The sequence below is a fragment of the Pseudomonas sp. LBUM1653 genome (assembly GCF_059716115.1).
Genome location: NZ_CP166803.1, coordinates 4,047,193 through 4,066,405, shown reverse-complemented (window position 1 = coordinate 4,066,405; position 19,213 = coordinate 4,047,193). Strand labels below are relative to the sequence as shown.

Genomic DNA, 19,213 nt, shown 5'->3' with positions numbered 1-19,213 from the left:
CGGTGTGTCAGGTAGGCGGGCGCATCTAACCTTATGCTCAAACAGTATTTCTCAAGCCCTTCCTTAGAACTCTAAGATCACGTCATAACTCGTTATGATAAGTGATCTTCATGACCGATAACGTTCTATCCCTTAGCAGCGTTCCCCTGCACACCCAGCTACGCGATGTGCTGCGCGCACGCATCCTCGACGGTGAATACCCGCAGGACAGCCAGATGCCTTCCGAAAGCGAGCTCGGCACGCTGTTCAAGGTCAGCCGCATCACCGTGCGCCAGGCCCTCGGCGATCTGCAGAAGGAAGGGTTGATCTTCAAGATCCACGGCAAAGGCACCTTCGTCGCCAAACCGAAAACCTTCCAGAACGTCAGCACCTTGAAAGGCCTGGCCGAGTCCATGACCGGTCGTGGCTATGAGGTGATCAACCGCCTGCGCAGCTTCAAGTTCATCGCCGCCGACAAGTTGGTCGCCGAACGCTTGCAGGTCGCCGAAGGCGAGACCGTGGCGCAGATCAAGCGGGTTCGCCTGATCAACCGCGAGCCGATTTCGCTGGAAATCACCTACCTGCCCAAGGCCATCGGCGAGCGCCTTGAGAAGGCCGATCTGGTGACTCGCGACATTTTCCTCATCCTTGAAAACGACTGCGGCCTGGCCCTCGGTCACGCCGACCTGGCCATCGACGCGGTACTGGCCGACAGCGACCTGACCCAGGCGCTGAACGTCGAGGCCGGCTCGCCGATCATGCGCATCGAGCGCCTGACCCACGACGCCGAAGGCCGCCCAGTGGATTTCGAACACCTTTACTACCGTGGCGATGCCTTCCAGTACCGCTTGCGGATCGACCGGCAAAAAGGGGCGCAGGCATGACCCGAACGACTCTCGAACAGGAATACGACATCGTCGTGATCGGCGGCGGCACCGCAGGTCCCATGGCGGCGATCAAGGCCAAGGAACGCAACCGCGATCTGCGGGTGTTGTTGATCGACAAGGCCAACGTCAAGCGCAGCGGCGCGATCAGCATGGGCATGGACGGCCTGAACAACGCGATCATCCCCGGCCATTCGACGCCGGAGCAGTACACCAAGGAAATCACCATCGCCAACGACGGCATCGTCAATCAGGCCGCGGTGTATGCCTACGCGACCCACAGCTTCGAGACCCTCTCACAGCTGGACCGCTGGGGCGTGAAGTTCGAGAAGGACGAGACCGGCGACTACGCGGTGAAAAAGGTCCACCACATGGGCGCCTATGTGCTGCCGATGCCGGAAGGGCATGACATCAAGAAAGTCCTGTACCGCCAGTTGAAGCGGGCGCGGGTCAGCATCACCAACCGGCTGGTCTGCACCCGTTTGCTTAAGGATGAAGAGGGTGCGGTCAACGGCGTGATGGGTTTCGATTGCCGCACCGCCGACTTCCATGTGATCAAGGCCAAAGCCGTGATCCTCGCCTGCGGTGCCGCTGGGCGTCTGGGCCTACCGTCCTCGGGCTATCTGATGGGCACTTACGAGAACCCGACCAATGCCGGCGACGGCTACGCCATGGCCTATCACGCCGGGGCGGAACTGGCGAACCTGGAATGCTTCCAGATCAACCCGCTGATCAAGGACTACAACGGCCCGGCCTGCGCCTATGTCACCGGTCCGCTGGGCGGCTACACCGCCAATAACAAGGGCGAGCGCTTCATCGAGTGCGACTACTGGAGCGGCCAGATGATGTGGGAGTTCCATCAGGAACTGGAAAGCGGCAACGGCCCGGTGTTCCTAAAACTCGATCACCTGGCGGAAGAAACCATCCAGAACATCGAAGAGATCCTGCACAGCAACGAGCGCCCGAGTCGCGGTCAGTTCCACGCCAATCGCGGCACCGATTACCGCACGCAGATGGTCGAGATGCACATCTCCGAAATCGGTTTTTGCAGCGGCCATTCGGCGTCGGGAGTGTGGGTCAACGAGAAGGCCGAGACATCGGTCAAAGGCCTGTATTCGGCAGGTGACATGGCCGCGGTGCCGCACAACTACATGCTCGGTGCGTTCACCTATGGCTGGTTTGCCGGCAACAATGCGGCGGACTTTGTCGCGGGGCGCGAGTTTTCCGCGCTGGATGCCGCGCAGATCGAAACCGAAAAACAACGGGTCTATGCTCCCCTTGACCGCGAACACGGCCTGCCACCGGCCCAGGTCGAGTACAAGCTGCGCCGCTTCGTCAACGACTACCTGCAGCCGCCGAAAGTGACCAAGAAGATGCAGATCGGCCTGCAGCGGTTCAGCGATATCCAGCGCGACCTCGATCAGATCAAGGCCCATAACGCCCACGAACTGATGCGCGCCATGGAAGTCAGCATGATCCGCGACTGCGCCGAAATGGCCGCCCGTGCTTCGTTGTTCCGCGCCGAAAGCCGTTGGGGGCTTTACCACTACCGGGTCGACCACCCGCAGCGCAACGACAGCGACTGGTTCTGCCATTGCCACCTGAAGAAGGGTGAAAACGGCGTGATGACCAGTTTCAAGAAAGCCGTCGAGCCTTACATCATCCCGCTGGACGCCGATGAAATGCAGGCCTACGACCGGTTGCGGGTCGGTGCCGACGCGGCTTGATGCCGTCCATAAAAGAGAGACCGAACATGGCCTATCAACCCCAGGAAATATTCTTTCGCTCCAATGCCCCCGTCACGGTCGACGAGGACCTTTGCATCGCCCACAAGGGCTGCACCGTGTGCGTAGACGTGTGCCCGATGGACTTGCTGGCGATCAACCCGGCCACGCAAAAGGCCTATATGGCCTTCGATGAGTGCTGGTACTGCATGCCCTGTGAAAAGGACTGCCCGACCGGGGCGGTGAAAGTGGATATCCCTTATTTGTTGCGTTGAATGACAGTCCAAATGTGGGAGCGAGCCTGCTCGCGAAGAGGCCGGCACAGCTGGCATCTCTGTGGACTGACAGGACGCTTTCGCGAGCAGGCTCGCTCCCACAATGGATCGAGGCCAGCTTCAAAAAGCCATCCGGCAACACCCGGACGCCTGCTTCAAAAACACCCCTCGTTTCCCACCACGCCCTGATCGTGGCGGAGACGAATATCCTATAAATGATTCGAGGGGATTCACCATGTTATTGCGTGTAGCATTTGCCGGTCTGGTACTGGCTTCATTCACCTTGTCGGCGCAGGCGGAAACCATCCGCATCGCCATTGGCACCCAGGACACCACCATCAACTGCGCCGCCGGCGGCCTGTTGATTCGCGAGTTGGGCCTGCTGGACAAATACCTGCCCCACGACGGCCAATACAAGGACGCCAAGTACGAAGTGGAGTGGAAGAACTTCACCAGTGGCGCACCGCTGACCAATGAGATGGTCGCCGGCAAACTTGATTTTGGCGCCATGGCCGATTTCCCCGGTTCGTTCAACGGCGTGGCGTTTGAAACCGCCGGCAAGCACAGCCTGTTTATCAGCGTGCTATCGGGCAGCACCAAGGGCAGTGGCAACGGCATCGTGGTGCCGAGCGCATCGGGCGTGCAATCGCTGGCCGAGCTCAAGGGCAAGACCATTTCCGTGCCGTTCGCGTCCACTGCCCATGGCATGTTGCTGCGCGCGGTGGCGGCCCAGGGTTGGGACCCGCTCAAGGACGTGAACATCATTGCCCAACCGCCGGAAGTCGCCGGTTCCGCATTGCAGGCCGGCAAGATCGACGCCCACGCCGACTTCGTGCCGTTCGCCGAGCTGTTCCCGAGTCGGGGGTTCGCGCGCAAGATCTACGACGGTTCCCAGGCCGGCGCGCCGACTTTCCATGGTGCGTTGGTCGATCAGGGCTACGCGAAGAAGTACCCGGAAATCGTCGTCGCCTACCTGCGCGCCAGTATCGAAGCCAACCAGCTACTCGCCGCCGAGCCGGAGAAGTACAGCGAGCTGATCGCCAAAGTCACCGGGGTCGACGCCGAGGTCAACTATCTGTTCCACGGCCCGTTGGGCGTGCAGACCCGCGACCTGAGTTGGAAGCCGGAATACCGCCAGGCCGTCGGCACTGCCATCGACACCCTCAAGTTGCTGAAGAAGGCTGATCGCGGACTCGATCTGAATACCTTCATCGACGACCAGTACATTCGCGCCGCGTTCAAGGCGTCGAACCTGGACTACAGCGCGCAGCTTGCAAATTACCAGCAGACGCCGCTCAAAGCCGTCGATGCAGCCAGTGGCGAAGCCATCACCGACTTCAGCCACGTGGCCGAGATCTGGGTGCGCGGCGAGCCGAAAGTCCGTCAGTACGCCTCGGCACAAGCGGCATTCGCCGCGCTGGCCGCGCTGAAGCAGGAAGGCAAGAACATCCGCGCGGTGTATGCCCAAGCCAGTGACAGCGGGATCAAGTTGCTGGCTGATCAGGCGTGGTTTGCCAGTGATGCGAAAGGACACCTCAGCGCGTTTCTGCTCAAGGGCCAGGCCCAGCAATTCGCTACGGCACAGGGCGGCAAGGTGTTCGACTTCACCGATGCCACGACCCAGGCCGTGGCCGTGCGCTAACACCTAGAGCCCCGCAATCCCCCTGTGGGAGCGAGCCTGCTCGCGAATGCGTACTGACACCCACCATCGATGTCGACTGACCCACCGCTTTCGCGAGCAGGCTCGCTCCCACAGTGATCTTGGTTGAGAGGAAATATTGTGTACGGATCATTTAACCGCTGGATCCCTCGAGCCGCCTCACTGCTGCTCTGCCTGCTGTTCTGGCAACTCGCCGCCAGTCACCACTGGAACCTCGGCCTTGTGACCTTCGCCAACGTCCCGACACCGCTTGCCGTGATTGAAGCGGCCCTGGGCCTCGGCGACTCCGGCAAACTCGGCCAACACCTTGGCAGCAGCCTCAGCCGGGTCTTCGCCGGTTACCTCGCGGCACTGGTCATCGGCATCAGCCTGGGCCTGGCCATCGGCCGCTCGAAATGGGCCGAAGATCTGTTGCTGCCACCACTGGAAGTGCTGCGCCCGATCCCCGCTGTGGCCTGGATTCCCCTGGCGATCCTGATGTTTCCCTCGTCCGAGCTGTCGATGGTCTTCATCACCTTTACCGGCGCCTTGTTCCCGATCCTGCTCAACACCGTGCACGGCGTCGAAGGCGTCGATCCTCGGCTGATCGCCTCGGCGAAAAGCCTCGGGGCAGGGCGACGGGCGATGTTGCTGGAAGTGATTCTGCCAGGTGCCGCACCGAGCATCATCACCGGCCTGGCTATCGGCATGGGCACGTCGTGGTTTTGCCTGGTGACCGCCGAGATGATCTCCGGCCAATACGGCATCGGCTATTACACCTGGGAGTCCTACACCATCCAGAACTACCCCGACATCGTGGTCGGCATGTTGCTGATCGGCGTACTCGGGATGGGCAGCAGTCTGCTGATCAAACGCCTGGGCGGCGTGTTCACGCCCTGGCATCGACCACGAGGAAAAGCCTGATGAGTGTTTTTCAACAGCCTGAAGGGCGGATCGATATCTGCGGATTGTCGATCAGCCTGGGCGAGGGCCGCGGCGCTTTTGAAGCCGTGCAGGGCCTCGATTGCCAGATCGAACCGGGGCAGTTCGTGTGCATCCTCGGGCCGTCCGGTTGCGGCAAGTCCACCTTGCTCGGCGCCCTGGCCGGTCACCTGCAACCGCGCGCTGGCAGCCTCAAGGTCGATGGCACGGCGGTGTTCGGCCCGTCGCCGCAACGCGGCATGGTGTTCCAGCAACACACGCTGTTTCCCTGGCGCACGGTACGCGACAACGTCGCCTTCGGCCTGAAAATGCGCGGCATCGGCAAAGCCGAACGGTACCGGGCCGCCGATGAAATTATTGCGCTGGTGGGCCTCGAAGGCTTTGCCGAACGCTGGCCGGATCAGCTCTCCGGTGGCATGCAGCAGCGGGTGGAAATCGCCCGGGTGCTGGTCAACCGACCACGCCTGTTGCTGATGGACGAGCCGTTCGGCGCCCTAGATGCCTTGACCCGCTTGAACATGCAGGAACTGCTGCTGGAAATCTGGACGCGCATTCGCACCACCGTGGTGTTCGTCACCCATGACATCGACGAAGCGCTGTTCCTCGCTGACCGCTTGCTGGTCATGAGCTCGCGACCTGGGCGAATCATCGAAGACCTACGCCTGGATTTTCCCCGGCCACGCACCACCGAACTGGTGACCAGCCATGAGTTCTCCCGCTTGAAGCGTCACTGCCTCGAATTACTGCGTCACGAAGACGGTCGGCAGCTGCCCCGCCTGAACCCTCTCGGACTTCCCCCAGAAAACAAACTGCCGCGATTTGCCCTATGACCTCACTATTCGATGTAACCGATAACGATGACATTCTCGCCCTGCAACCACGCCTGACCGATGAGGACGCCGGCGTACGCCGCATCGCGCTGATCGAGCTGGCCGATCTGGAAGAACCGGACGGCCTGCTGTGGCTGGTCAATCGACTGGCCGAAGACCCGGCCGCCGACGTCCGTGCCGAAGCCGCGCGGTTGCTGGAAGCCTGGGAGGATGAGCCCGTGGTTGAAGCGCTGTGCCAGGCGCTGACCGATTCATCCGCAGCGGTGCAAGCTGCCGCCGCGCAAAGCCTCAGTTTGCTCAAGAGCGAAGCAGCGGGGAGGGTGATTCTGCCGTGGACCAGGCATGCCGACATCGGCGTGCGCATTGCTGCGTTCAGGGCCTTGCGCGAGTTGCGCTACCCAGAAGCGGTATCGGCGGCGCTGTTGGCGTTGGGCGATCAGGACGCCAATGTCCGTCGTGAAGCCGTCGGCGTGCTGGGTTGGCTCAAGCAGCTCGACGCCTTGCCGGCCCTGGCTCGACTGGCCAGCACTGACCCGGACACCGAAGTCCGCCGCGCCGCTACCGGCGCGTTGGGCCTGGCCTCTGATGCACAGGTTCTGCCGGCGTTACGCCAGGCATTGCAGGATCAGGCCTGGCAAGTGCGCGAAGAAGCCGCCACTACCCTGGGCAAAGTCGGACACATCGACGCCGGCCCGGCCTTGGTCGAAGCCCTGAGCGACGATTACTGGCAAGTCCGCTTGCGCGCCACCCGCAGCCTCGGCCGTTTGCGCTACACCCCGGCGCTCGACCCCCTGATCGAAACCCTCGGCCACCGCATCAGCAACCTGCGCAAGGAAGCCGCCCTGGCCCTCGGCGAATTGAATGAAAAAGGCGCGATTGCGCCGCTGCTGGCCGCGCAGGACGATGGCGACCCGGAAGTGCGCAAAGCCGTACGCATTGCCCTGAGCCAACTGCAATGAACCCGGTGACCATCGGCAATTCCCCCAGCAGGCAGCAGTTGCGACTGAACTGGCCGGATGGCCGCGAGCAGTGGCTGGATCATGCCGAGTTACGCCGCCAGTGCCCGTGTTCGCAGTGCCGGGCGTTTCGATTGCGCGGGACACCGCCGATGGTCGACGCCCGCGTACGGCTGATCGAGGTGAATTCGCAGGGGTATGGGTTGCAACTGGTATTCAGTGATGGGCATGAACGCGGAATCTATCCATGGGCCTATCTCTCCAGCCTGACCTGAACTCTGTAGGAGCTGCCGCAGGCTGCGATCTTTTTACTTTGTCTTTAAGAAAAACAGATCAAAAGATCGCAGCCTGCGGCAGCTCCTACAGGGGCCTATGCAGCGAATACAGGTTCAGTAACGGCTCGGATAAACGCATCATCCACAGTTTTTGTTCCATACCGATGCATGAATTCATTTCCATTGGCGAAGCGATTGAAGCGTTGCTGGCTGATCATATAGAAGTAATGACAGTGGTTGATCACCTCCTCGACATTGTGAGAAGAAACCAGAATGGCAGTGCCTTCCTTTGCCGCGCCGTGAAGGCATTGCCAAATATAGTGACGAAACTCCGGATCTACACCCGCGGTCGGTTCGTCGAGAATCACGAACTCTGCAGGCATTGAAAGCAGAGTGAGGGTAAAGAACCAGCGTGTCTCTCCGTAACTGCACAGCGCCGATTTTTTGTTCCATATGTCTTGGTAGCGGCTCACTATCGCAGGGCTCCATGCAGATAGTTTTTTTAGCGTTTTATCTTGTGTCATGGGTTCACTTGAAGACAATGCGGTCACCATTCTAAAAACGTCACGCATGCGAAGCGGCGGGGGAGTACTGATGATTTGAGAGAGGTATAAGAAGTGACTGAAGTCGTTTTTTATCAAGCCGGAGTTTGCTTTTTTAAGTTCGCAGACAATGTCAAAAAAAGACGTTTTGCCTGATCCGTTGGGCCCTAGAATGCCGACAATTTCACCTTGAGATACTTCGAGGGAAGCCTGGGTCAAAAGGGGGGTGTTTGGGTAGGCAAAATCAATGCCTTGCGCCTTGAATTTTTTCATTAGTATCGACTCCACACGGGGTTGATTCTTAGGTACTTGAAAGTTCTGTGCAGTGTTATTAGAAATAAAATAATTATTGTTGCTGTGATGAGCTTGTTGGACTCAAGGCCCTGCTCCATTAAGTGGCTTGCAAGTGTTAGAGGGTTTGCGAGATTTAAACTGTCGGTAATGTGGTTGGCTATACTGGTGCTCATAACGCCGAGGATCAGCATGCAGAACGAAAAAATAGAGAGCAATGTATTCGAGTTCTGAAAGTTGATGGGCAGCAATGAAAATGCTGCGCCGAAAGCGCAAAACATCATAAAGCAAATGTAAAAACGTAGCACGATGTCCAATAGCTCAAAGGGGGTATAGTCTCCAAATGGGAGTTTGGTTGTCAGGTAAAAAGTTGTGCAATACGCTATTGATATCAGGGAGTATGCAAGAAAATGCGATAAAAGAAAAATCAGTTTCGATTCCTGTGAGTAGATGAATGACCGGGTGAATCCGCTTTCTCTTCTTCCGATGATGTAGAAAGCAAATCCAAATAATGCGACGCTAGAGGAGATGTAGGCGTAGAACCATGCTGATATCGATGTGTAGTTATTCGAAAAGTAGTTTTGGTCTTGCCTGGTTGCTGCAAAAAAGTAGAACATTGCGCAGGGTGATATCATGATCCAAAAGAAGGCAATTGGTTCTTTTAGTTGTTCCTTTATGAATATGGATGTTAGGGATAGAACTCTGGGGAGGATGTTTTTGGTCATGATCAATTTCTCTGCGGGAAGGGGATCATGTTTTTCATTGATTTCATTCGTTGTATTTGCCGCTTGGAGTTAAGTGGTGTTGTTAGGTTTAGTCTCTTTTGGTTTTTGGTGCAAGTGGTGGAGTTTTGCGTCGTAGGAAGTTTCTTTTCGATTTTAGGACGGGTCTTACATGATTTTAGGAAGTGAAAGTTGTTCGTTCTGGTGGTGGGAATGTGAATCTTAGAGATATGGCTTTGGAAGTCTTTTAAAGACTGAGATTTAGTTTTTGGCGAAGGGAAGAAACTTTGCTGGCGTAGGTAAAGAATTTCTGTAGGAAAAAATGTGCGGTTTCCATTTTTTGATGGGCGGTAATTTTATTGATTTTCTCTTTTTTAAAAAAAGCGACAGGCGGTAGCTCTCGTTTTTTAATAAGTCACTCTGCAGGACCTACCTGGCACAACTCGCCCCCCGAAACGACTGAGGTCTAATGTGGGAGCTAGCTTGCTCGCGATGACAGCAGCACAGTCAGCATCGATGGTGAATGGCAGTCCGTTATCGCGAGCAAGCTCGCTCCCACAGGGATCTATGGCGATTAGAAAGACTTGCTGACGCTCGCCACTACCGTCGCGCTGCACACATCGTCGAAGCCCCAATTGCTGATGCACTGGCTCTTCGACAGGTCGGTGTCGATGTAGCTCAGGCCCAGCATCACACCCGCCAGTTCGTGGGTCAGCTTGACCTCCCATTCGTGGTACGAATCCTCGGCTTCACCCGACCTCGAATACAGGTGCAGATCCTTGAAGTCCATCAAGCCATAGCGCAATTTCAGGCCCACATCGTAGGGCAATTCGGTCTCGTAACCGACGTAGCTGTAGAGCGAGTTCTGCTTGCTGTCGATGCCCGGCGCATCGGCGGAGTAATAGGCCGCGAGTTTCACCCCATAGACGCTGAGAATCCCATAGCCCTCGCTCTGATTGAACTGGCTCTCTTTCGGATACGAGTATTTGAGATAGCCCAGGTCGAGGCTGACGTCATCGGTGGCCTGCCACAGCCAACCGGCGTAGTAGTCGACTTCCTGCCGGGTTTTCAGGCCACCGCCAAAATCGACGTTGGAACTCCACGCACCCAGGTACAGGCCGCTGCTGTGGGCCAGCGTGATGGAGCCTTGTAGGGCCGGATCATTCTGGGTTTGCGAGATGCCGCGGGTGCGGTAGTCGCTGGCCAGGGTCACATCCATTAATAACGAGAAATCATCGTTCAAGGTCACGGCCTGGCTGCTCAAGGGCAGCAGGCTCAAGGAACCGAGGGCGAACAGGGTGAAAGCTTTCATGGGGGTACGTCCCGCTATTGTGATTGTTATGGGCAGATTTCAGGCAAGGCTGCGCCGAGCCTCGTGTCGAGAAACACAAGGTCGGGCAGGGAAGGCGTTGCGGTTTTTTTTCTAGAGGGTTTGCGCGTAGACCTGACGGCCGGCGAACCAGGTCTGCAGCACCTGGGTATCGTTCAGGGCTTTCTCATCGACGCTGAACACATCGCGGTCGACCACAATGAAGTCGGCCTGTTTACCGGCACTCAGTGAGCCGATCTGTTTGTCCAGGCCCATGGTGCGGGCGGCGTTGAGGGTGTAGGCGTAGAACATGGTTTCGCGGTCGATGCGTTCATCGGCGTTGAGCACCCCAAGCGGACCCTCCCGGGTGATGGCCTGGGCCATGGCGTTCCACGGGTTGGGCGAAGACACCGCCCAGTCACTGGCCCCGGCGATGGTCGCGCCCTGTTTGAGCAACGAGTGCGCCGGGTACTGGTAACGGAACGCCTGGGCGCTGATGTACGGCTTGATCATGTCCAGGGTGTATTCATCGCCGCTGGCCCAGAGCAGTTGCATCGAGGCGATGACGTCGAGCGGTTTGAAGCGGGCGAACTCTTTCGGATTGACGATCTGCAAGTGCGTGATGGAGTGGGTCACGCCGCTCTGCCGGTCCCTGCGCGCCTGGGCGATGCCGTTCAACGATTCGCGTACCGCGCGGTCGCCGATGGCGTGGATGTGCACCAGCCAGCCGCGCTGGTCGATGGCGCTGACCAGCTCACCGAAGCGTTTCGGATCGATCAACAATTCGCCCGGTTTGTGCGAGTTGGTGTAAGGGTCGATCATCGCTGCGCTTTGCGCCGGGTACTCGATGACGCCGTCGGCGAAGATCTTGATGCCGGGCAGCGTCAGGTTGGGGATGCCCTGGAATTGCTGGCGGACCTTGTCCAGTGTATCGAGATCGGCCGGCACGCTTTTCGAATTGGCCACCAGCAGCGCGGCGACGTGGGCGCTCATGCCGCCGCTCTCGGCCAACGCCTTGTACACCGGCAACACACCGACGGTTTTCTCCGTGGGCTTCATTGCAAAAACCGGCTCGCCGGGAGCCGCGTTGGCGGCGGGGTCCATCCACGCCGTGATGCCGAGGCTATTGTTGTAACTCACGGCGGTTTGCGCCGCTTTCAGCATGTCGGCGGCACTCGGCACCGGCATTTTCGAGGCGACCCGGTCCCAACCGGCGTCCACCAGAAATCCATTGGGACTGCCATCGGCGAGTTTGCCGATGGTGTCTTTCTCGGCGTCCGGCAGTTTTTTCAGCAGCGCTGCATCAATGCCTGCGCGTTTGAGCATCACGTTGTTGGCCCAGGCCGTGTGATGGTCGCTGCCGGTGAACACCACGGGCACGTCGGCCCATTCGCCGCTGTTGAATTTTTTGCCCAGGGCTTCGGCCTGTGCCCAGTAAGTCGAGCTCATGCCGGCCACGCTCAGGACATCGCCGTGCCTGGCCTTGCCGTCTTCACGCCAGGCAAGCAGGCGTTTTTCCAGCTCGTCGAGGTCGACCACTTCATCTTCCATGTTGGCCGAGCTCATTTCCAGGCCGCCGAAAATGGCGTGGGAATGGCTATCGATCAAACCGGGCATCAAGGTCTTGCCGCCCAAGTCGATGACTTGGGTTCCTGACTCAATCAGGGGTTTGATCTGCGCATCGCTACCGACTTGCAACACTTTGCCGTCCTGTACCGCCAACGCCTGAACCTTGGGCTGGTTGCGGTCGGCGGTGAAGATCTTGCCGTTGAACAGCACCAGATCAGTCGCCGCCATGGCTTCCAACGAGGCAAAACTGACTGCCAGCATCAAGAGATTCGGGATGAATCTTTTCATTGAATGTTTCCTTGTTATTGCGTCTGATGGCCAGATTAGTGGCTTGCCGCCTTCGGCAGAACGCCTCGCTCACGAAAAACGTTTTTGCCTGAATGGAAAAAGAATGGACAAGCTGGGTGCACTGAAAATGTTCGTGGTCACGGCGCAACTGGGCAGTTTCAGTCGCGCCTCCGAGCAATTGGGCAAGACCCCGTCGGCCCTGACCAAAGCGGTCAATCACCTTGAGGCAGAACTGGGTGCGCGCTTGTTCGAGCGCAGCACCCGGCGGATTTCGCTGACGGAATCGGGGCGGCTCTACCTGGAAACCGCGCGTCAGGTGTTGCAGCGACTGGACGAGGCCGGCGAGGAAATCGAGCAGTTGCAGCATGGCCTGCGCGGCAGTTTGAAGATCACCGCGCCGCTGGCCTATGGGCAGGCATTTCTCGATCAGGTGTGTGGCGGTTTTCTTGAGCAATACCCGCAGATCAACCTGCAAGTGGACCTGTGCGATGACTTCGTCAATCTGCTGGAAAGCGGCTACGACCTGGCTTTGCGAGAAGGCCATGACGACTTGCCGGGGTTGATCGCTCGTGTGGTCGGCAGCAATCGCCTGGCGCTGTGCGCCAGCCCTGAATACCTCGCGCGCAAAGGGCTGCCGGTCACCCCGCAAACCGTCGATGATCACGAATGGTTGCTGTATCGCCATCCGTTGCTCAGCCGTGAATTCTGGTGGGTCGAGCGCGACGGCCAGCGCTTGAGCCTGCCGCAGCATCAGTCGCCACGGTTGCGCAGCGACAACTACGATTTGTTGCTGGCCAATGCCTTGGCCGGGCGTGGTTTGTTGCATACGCCGTTGTGGAGCGCGGCGCCGTACATCGCCGATGGGCGATTGGTGCGGGTGATGGCCGACTATGACATCGACCCGGACAGTTTTGGCCCACACATCCTGGCGGTGTACCCGAGCCATCGGCGGGCCACGGCCAAGGTGCTGGCGTTCATCGATTACATCGCGGCGTATCTGGCTGATACCCAACACTGATGTCGGCTGACACGCCGCCATCGCGAGCAAGCTTTGCTCCTACAACGGATTGGTGGCGTGCCTGAATTTTGTAAACACCACCGTCCTCTTGTAGGAGCAAAGCTTGCTCGCGATGGACGTTAACGATAACGCGTCGACAGGCGGTTCCTGCAAGTGCTTGCCAGGAAAATACGGAAAGAGTACAAATGTACTCCATGACGACTCTGACTCCCCGCCGTACCGCCATCCTGACCTTTATCCGCGAGCGCATCGCCGAGCACGGTCAGTCTCCGAGCCTCGCTGAGATCAGCGAGGCGTTCGGTTTCGCCTCCCGCAGCGTGGCGCGCAAGCATGTGCTGGCACTGACCGAAGCCGGGTTTATCGAGGTCAACGCGCATCAGGCCCGGGGCATTCGCTTGCTCGGGCAGCCGCCGCGTCCCGAGCTTCTGGACATCCCGGTGCTTGGCCGGGTGGCGGCCGGTGCGCCGATCGGTGCCGATGCCGAGGTCCATAGCCGCTTGCTGCTCGATCCGTCGATGTTCTCGCGGGTACCGGACTACATGCTGCGGGTTCGCGGCGACTCGATGATCGAGGACGGGATTCTCGACGGCGACCTGGTGGGCGTGCACCGCAGCCCCGAGGCCGTCAATGGCCAGATCGTCGTGGCGCGGCTCGACGGCGAAGTCACCATCAAGCGTTTCGAGCGGGTCGGCGACCGGGTTCGCCTGTTGCCGCGCAACCCGGCCTATCAGCCGATCATCGTCGAAGCCGACCGGGACCTGGCCATCGAAGGGGTGTTCTGCGGTCTGGTGAGGCAAGGCTGATGGGTGCCGTCGTTGCGCTGGATACGCTGTTCAATGGCGGCCAGGTCTGGAAGGGCCGGCCTGCGCCGCCGGCCGTCAGCCCGCAACCCACCGGGCATGCCGTGCTGGATGCGGCGCTGCCCACGGGCGGCTGGCCGGAGGCGGCACTGACGGAAATCCTCCTGGCCGGGCAGGGCGTGGGCGAGCTGCAACTGGTGTGGCCGGCGCTGGCGCGGCTGGCGGCGGCGGGCGAGCGCATCGTGCTGGTGGCGCCGCCCTACGTGCCATACCCCCAAGCCTGGCAGAGCGCCGGGGTCGATCTGCGTCAGTTGTCGATCATCCAGGCCAGCGAGCGCGATGCGTTGTGGGCGGCGGAACAATGCCTGCGTTCGGGCAGTTGCGGCGCGGTGTTGTGCTGGCCGCACAAGGCCGATGACCGCGCCTTGCGCCGCTTGCAGGTGGCCGCGGAAACCGGCTCGACCCTGGCGTTCGCCTATCGCTCGCTCAGTGAAGCGATCAACCCGTCGCCGGCGGCCCTGCGTATCGCCATCGATGCCAAGCCTGCGCAACTGCGGATACTCAAGTGCCGCGGCGGCTTGGCTCGTTCGGCACCGATTGCCTTCGCCGTGGGGCATTGAGGTTGCCATGCGCTGGGTCTGTATTCTGTTCCCGCAATTGGCGCTGGACGCGGTACTGCGTCAGCGCGCCGACCCCGAAGAGCCTCTTGCGCTGTTGACCGGGCCGGCCCAGCGTCGGGTGTTGCAGGCGGTCAATGGCCCGGCGCGGGCGCTGGGTCTGCGTCCCGGCCAGTCCATGAGCGCCGCCCAGGCCTTGAGCAAGGGCTTTGCCACCGCCGAGTACGACGCCGCCGACATCGAACACTGGCAGCAATTCCTGGCCGCGTGGGCGTATCGCTTCAGTTCCCAGGTCAGCGTGCATTACCCACGGGCGCTGGTGTTCGAAATCGAGTCCAGCCTGGGGTTGTTCGGCGCCTGGCCGCAATTCGAGGCGCGACTGCGCAGCGAACTCGGTGAACTGGGCTTTCGTCACCGCATCGTCGCTGCGCCCAATCCGGTGGCAGCGCGGATGCTGGCCAACGCCTATGACGGCCTGGTGGTGCCCGACGAGCAAGCCTTGCAGCATCACCTGGGGCAATTGCCCATTGACCGCATCGGGCTGGAGGCCAGCGTCGCCACCGCGTTGTCGCGCATGGGCCTGCGCACCTTGACTCAGGTGCAGGCGCTGCCCCGCAATAGCCTGGCCCGGCGTTTCGAAGCCCAGGTGCTCAAGCACCTGGATGCCTTGCTGGGTACACGACGTCTGGCGCTAGCGTTCTACCTGCCGCCCGACCGTTTTGATGTACGCATCGAGCTCAATTTCGATGTGCAATCCCATCAGGCCTTGCTGTTTCCGTTGCGCCGATTGACGGGGGATCTGTCGGCGTTCCTGTGCGGTCGGGACAGCGGTGTGCAGCGTTTCGACCTGCACCTGGAGCATGCCGGATTGCCGGACACGGTTATCAAGGTCGGCCTGCTCAGCGCCGAGCGTGACCCGGCGATGCTGTTCGAACTGGCCCGGGGGCGCCTGGAGCAAGTCCAGGTCGAGGCCCCGGTGCGCGGTTTTCGCCTGCGCGCCGAAGACTTGCCGAGCTTCGTTCCGCAGTTTCAGGAGCTGTTCGACGATCGCCCGCAGCAGACCTTGCCCTGGGAGCAACTGCGCGAGCGCCTGCGCGCACGGCTGGGGGATGACGCGGTGCACGGCCTGCGCTTTCAGGCCGATCACCGACCCGAGTGCGCGTGGCAGGCCAGTGCCGACAACCAGCCCTGTGCGAGCTTCCCGACCGTGCAGCGACCGGGGTGGCTGCTGACTGAACCGCTGGCGGTGCACGAAGACTCGACGCGCATTCTCATGGGACCGGAGCGCATCGAGTCCGGTTGGTGGGATGGCGACGACGTGCGTCGCGATTACTACCTGATCGAAACCCGTGCCGGCCAGCAGGGTTGGGCCTACCGCGCGGTGGGCGAGGGTGGTCCGTTGTGGCTGCAGGGCTGGTTCGCATGAACGCCGGTTATGCCGAGCTGCACTGCCTGTCGAACTTCAGTTTCCAGCGCGGTGCTTCAAGTGCCCTTGAGTTGTTTCAACGGGCGAAAAAACAGGGCTATCAGGCCCTGGCGATCACCGATGAGTGCACCCTGGCCGGTATCGTCCGCGCCTGGCAAGCGGCGAAGTCCGTGGAGCTGCCATTGATCATCGGCAGTGAAGTGCGCATCGAGAATGGCCCGAAACTGGTGTTGCTGGTGGAAAACCTCGAGGGTTACCAGACGCTGTGCCGACTGATCACCCGAGCCCGACGCCGTACGCAGAAAGGTCAGTATCAAGTGCTGCGCGAAGACTTCGGCGAACCGTTGCCAGGGCTGTTGGCGCTGTGGGTGCCGGACTTGGTCAATGACGTTGAACAGGGTCATTGGTTAAAGCAGGTCTTCGCCGAACGCCTGTGGCTGGCGGTCCAGCTGCATCGCGCTCAGGACGATACCCGGCGCCTGCATGATCTGCTGACCCTGGCCAGGGAACTGCACATACCGGCCGTGGCCAGCGGCGATGTGCACATGCACGCTCGTGGTCGCCGCGCCTTGCAGGACACCATGACCGCGATCCGTCATCACCTGCCGGTGGCCGATGCCGGGCTGCGCCTGCACCCCAACGGCGAACGGCACCTGCGCAGCCTCGATGTGTTGCGCGAGCTCTATCCCCCAGCCTTGCTCGACGAAACCCTGAACATTGCCCGGCGCTGCACCTTTGATCTTGGTCAGTTGCGTTATCAGTATCCGCGGGAGCTGGTGCCCGATGGACACAGCGCAGCGTCCTGGCTGAGGGAATTGACCGAGCGTGGCATTCGCGAGCGATGGCCCCAGGGTGCGAGCGAGAAGGTGCGCGGGCTGATCGACAAGGAACTGGGGCTGATCGCCGAGCTGGGCTATGAGAGTTATTTCCTCACCGTCCAGGACATCGTCGCCTTCGCCCGGCGCGAGAAAATTCTCTGTCAGGGCCGTGGCTCGGCGGCGAACTCGGCGGTGTGTTTCGCCTTGGGCATCACCGAGATCGACCCCGACCGGATGAACATGTTGTTCGAGCGCTTTCTTTCCAAGGAGCGCGACGAACCGCCGGACATTGATGTGGACTTCGAGCACGAACGCCGCGAAGAAGTCTTGCAGTACGTGTTCCAGCGTTATGGCCGGACCCGCGCGGCGTTGACCGCCGTGGTCAGCACCTACCATGCGGCAGGCGCTGTGCGCGATGTGGCCAAGGCGTTGGGGTTGCCGCCGGACCAGATCAATGCCCTGGCCGATTGCTGTGGTCACTGGAGTGATGAAACACCGCCCGTGGAGCGCTTGCGTGAAGGCGGTTTCGACCCCGAGAGCCCGGTGCTGCGCCGGGTGTTGAGTTTGACGCAACAACTGATCGGCTTCCCCCGGCACTTGTCCCAGCATCCCGGCGGTTTCGTAATTTCCGAGCATCCCCTGGACACTCTGGTGCCGGTGGAAAACGCTGCCATGACCGAGCGCACCATCATCCAGTGGGACAAGGACGATCTGGACGCGGTCGGCCTGCTCAAGGTCGATATCCTTGCATTAGGCATGCTCAGCGCAATTCGTCGTTGTCTCGATTTGCTGCGGCGGCATCGCAACCTGGACTTGAGTCTGGCGACGATTCCCTCCGAAGACTCGCTGACCTACGACATGATTGGCCGCGCCGACACCATTGGCGTGTTCCAGATCGAGTCCCGGGCACAAATGTCGATGCTGCCCAGGCTCAAGCCGCGCGAGTTCTATGACCTGGTGATCGAGGTGGCCATCGTTCGTCCCGGGCCGATCCAGGGCGGCATGGTGCACCCGTACCTGCGTCGGCGAAACAAGGAAGAACTCGAAAGCTATCCCTCCGAAGAGTTGCGCGAGGTGTTGAAACGTACCCTCGGCGTGCCGCTGTTCCAGGAGCAAGTGATGCAGATCGCCATCGTCGCCGCCGATTACAGCCCCGGCGAGGCCGATCAGTTGCGCCGCTCAATGGCTGCCTGGAAACGCCATGGTGGACTGGAGCCCCATAAGGATCGTCTGGCCGCCGGGATGAAGAATAAAGGCTACAGTGCGGATTTCGCCGCGCAGATTTTCGAGCAGATCAAAGGCTTTGGCAGCTACGGGTTTCCCGAATCCCATGCCGCCAGTTTTGCCTTGCTGACCTACGCCAGTTGCTGGTTGAAATGCCACGAACCGGCGGCCTTCGCCTGTGCCCTGATCAACAGTTGGCCCATGGGTTTCTACAGCCCGGACCAGATTCTGCAGGACGCGCGCCGTCACCATTTGCAGATTCGCCCGGTAGACGTGCGGGCCAGCGACTGGGATTGCAGCCTCGAACCGATTGCCGGTGCGCAACCGGCGATTCGCATGGGTTTGCGCATGATCAAGGGTTTTCGCGAGGACGATGCCCGGCGCATCGAGGCGGCGCGTTTGAAAGGCGCGTTTGCCGACATCGCCGACCTTGGCGAACGGGCATGCCTGGATGCTCGCGCCCAGGAACAACTGGCCGATGCCGGTGCATTGCGTGGGATGGCCGGTGACCGGCACCGAGCACGCTGGGAAGTGGCGGGGGTGCAAAAGCAGCTTGGCCTGTTTGCCGGCCTGCCTCGTCAGGAGGAGAGCGCGGTGGCGCTGCCCAAACCTACGGTCGGTGAGGATCTGCTGGCCGATTACAACAGTCTCGGCACCACCCTTGGGCCGCATCCGCTGGCATTGTTGCGCGGTGAGTTGAAAGCCCGGCGCTGCCGCAGTTCGAAGGAGTTGCTGGAGGTGGAGCATGGGCGACCGGTCAGCGTCGCCGGGCTGGTAACCGGGCGACAACGCCCGAGCACCGCCAGCGGCGTGACCTTCGTCACCCTGGAAGACGAGTTCGGCAACGTCAACGTGGTGGTCTGGCGCGACCTGGCGGAGCGCCAGCGCCAGGTGCTTGTGGGCTCGCAGTTGCTCAAGGTCGATGGGCGTTGGGAGAAGGAGGGGGAGGTGCGGCACCTGATTGCCGGGCGGTTGAGTGATTTGAGTCCGCTACTGGATGGCATCAGCGTGCGTAGCCACGATTTCCGCTGACCCCCCGCACGCTGATCGTTCCCACGCTCCGCGTGGGAATGCATCCCGTGACG

The 19,213-nt window shown here is 60.4% G+C and carries 16 protein-coding genes; 13 read left to right on the top strand and 3 right to left on the bottom strand.

Annotated elements, in window-relative coordinates; all coding sequences use genetic code 11:
* The first annotated feature begins 110 nt into the window (after positions 1-110).
* From ACA054_RS18055 to ACA054_RS18020, 8 genes are all read left to right on the top strand, one after another.
* Positions 111-863, top strand: coding sequence for a GntR family transcriptional regulator (locus ACA054_RS18055; protein ID WP_497685464.1), 753 nt, complete (start codon positions 111-113; stop codon positions 861-863).
* A complete protein-coding gene (locus ACA054_RS18050; protein WP_497685463.1) occupies positions 860-2,590 on the top strand; it encodes a fumarate reductase/succinate dehydrogenase flavoprotein subunit in 1,731 nt (576 codons plus the stop codon). Before ACA054_RS18055 ends, ACA054_RS18050 begins: the two co-directional genes overlap by 4 nt.
* Positions 2,591-2,616: 26 nt before the next feature.
* Positions 2,617-2,862: a 4Fe-4S dicluster domain-containing protein gene (locus tag ACA054_RS18045; protein ID WP_008060065.1), complete on the top strand. Its 246-nt coding sequence runs from the start codon at positions 2,617-2,619 to the stop codon at positions 2,860-2,862.
* Between the two features lie 235 nt (positions 2,863-3,097).
* A complete protein-coding gene (locus tag ACA054_RS18040) occupies positions 3,098-4,504 on the top strand; it encodes an ABC transporter substrate-binding protein (protein ID WP_497685462.1) in 1,407 nt (468 codons plus the stop codon).
* 138 nt (positions 4,505-4,642) lie between these two features.
* The gene (locus ACA054_RS18035) at positions 4,643-5,425 is read left to right on the top strand and encodes an ABC transporter permease (protein ID WP_497685461.1); all 783 of its coding nucleotides are present in this window, start codon (positions 4,643-4,645) and stop codon (positions 5,423-5,425) included.
* Positions 5,425-6,273 (top strand): ABC transporter ATP-binding protein, encoded by an 849-nt coding sequence (locus ACA054_RS18030; RefSeq protein WP_497685460.1) that lies wholly within the window; start codon positions 5,425-5,427, stop codon positions 6,271-6,273. The genes ACA054_RS18035 and ACA054_RS18030 overlap by 1 nt, the downstream gene beginning before the upstream one ends.
* The gene (locus ACA054_RS18025; RefSeq protein ID WP_497685459.1) at positions 6,270-7,232 is read left to right on the top strand and encodes a HEAT repeat domain-containing protein; all 963 of its coding nucleotides are present in this window, start codon (positions 6,270-6,272) and stop codon (positions 7,230-7,232) included. Before ACA054_RS18030 ends, ACA054_RS18025 begins: the two co-directional genes overlap by 4 nt.
* Positions 7,229-7,504: a DUF971 domain-containing protein gene (locus tag ACA054_RS18020; RefSeq protein ID WP_497685458.1), complete on the top strand. Its 276-nt coding sequence runs from the start codon at positions 7,229-7,231 to the stop codon at positions 7,502-7,504. The genes ACA054_RS18025 and ACA054_RS18020 overlap by 4 nt, the downstream gene beginning before the upstream one ends.
* A gap of 95 nt (positions 7,505-7,599) precedes the next feature.
* Here ACA054_RS18020 and ACA054_RS18015 read toward each other — a convergent pair whose 3' ends face one another.
* From ACA054_RS18015 to ACA054_RS18005, 3 genes are all read right to left on the bottom strand, one after another.
* Positions 7,600-8,319 (bottom strand): ATP-binding cassette domain-containing protein, encoded by a 720-nt coding sequence (locus ACA054_RS18015; protein WP_497685457.1) that lies wholly within the window; start codon positions 8,317-8,319, stop codon positions 7,600-7,602.
* A gap of 1,314 nt (positions 8,320-9,633) precedes the next feature.
* The gene (locus tag ACA054_RS18010; protein WP_497685456.1) at positions 9,634-10,371 is read right to left on the bottom strand and encodes a TorF family putative porin; all 738 of its coding nucleotides are present in this window, start codon (positions 10,369-10,371) and stop codon (positions 9,634-9,636) included.
* 111 nt (positions 10,372-10,482) lie between these two features.
* Complete coding sequence (locus tag ACA054_RS18005) at positions 10,483-12,225, bottom strand: amidohydrolase (protein ID WP_497685455.1); 1,743 nt, start codon at positions 12,223-12,225, stop codon at positions 10,483-10,485.
* A gap of 103 nt (positions 12,226-12,328) precedes the next feature.
* Between ACA054_RS18005 and ACA054_RS18000 the strand changes: the two genes are divergently transcribed.
* From ACA054_RS18000 to ACA054_RS17980, 5 genes are all read left to right on the top strand, one after another.
* Positions 12,329-13,243 (top strand): LysR family transcriptional regulator, encoded by a 915-nt coding sequence (locus tag ACA054_RS18000; protein ID WP_497685454.1) that lies wholly within the window; start codon positions 12,329-12,331, stop codon positions 13,241-13,243.
* Positions 13,244-13,428: 185 nt separating this feature from the next.
* Positions 13,429-14,046, top strand: coding sequence for a transcriptional repressor LexA (lexA, locus tag ACA054_RS17995; protein ID WP_497685453.1), 618 nt, complete (start codon positions 13,429-13,431; stop codon positions 14,044-14,046).
* The gene (imuA, locus tag ACA054_RS17990; RefSeq protein ID WP_497685452.1) at positions 14,046-14,663 is read left to right on the top strand and encodes a translesion DNA synthesis-associated protein ImuA; all 618 of its coding nucleotides are present in this window, start codon (positions 14,046-14,048) and stop codon (positions 14,661-14,663) included. The genes lexA and imuA overlap by 1 nt, the downstream gene beginning before the upstream one ends.
* A gap of 7 nt (positions 14,664-14,670) precedes the next feature.
* On the top strand, positions 14,671-16,086 hold the full coding sequence (locus tag ACA054_RS17985) for a Y-family DNA polymerase (protein ID WP_497685451.1): 1,416 nt from the start codon (positions 14,671-14,673) through the stop codon (positions 16,084-16,086).
* Positions 16,062-19,160, top strand: a complete 3,099-nt coding sequence (locus ACA054_RS17980; RefSeq protein ID WP_497685450.1) for an error-prone DNA polymerase — start codon at positions 16,062-16,064, stop codon at positions 19,158-19,160. Before ACA054_RS17985 ends, ACA054_RS17980 begins: the two co-directional genes overlap by 25 nt.
* Positions 19,161-19,213 lie beyond the last annotated feature (53 nt).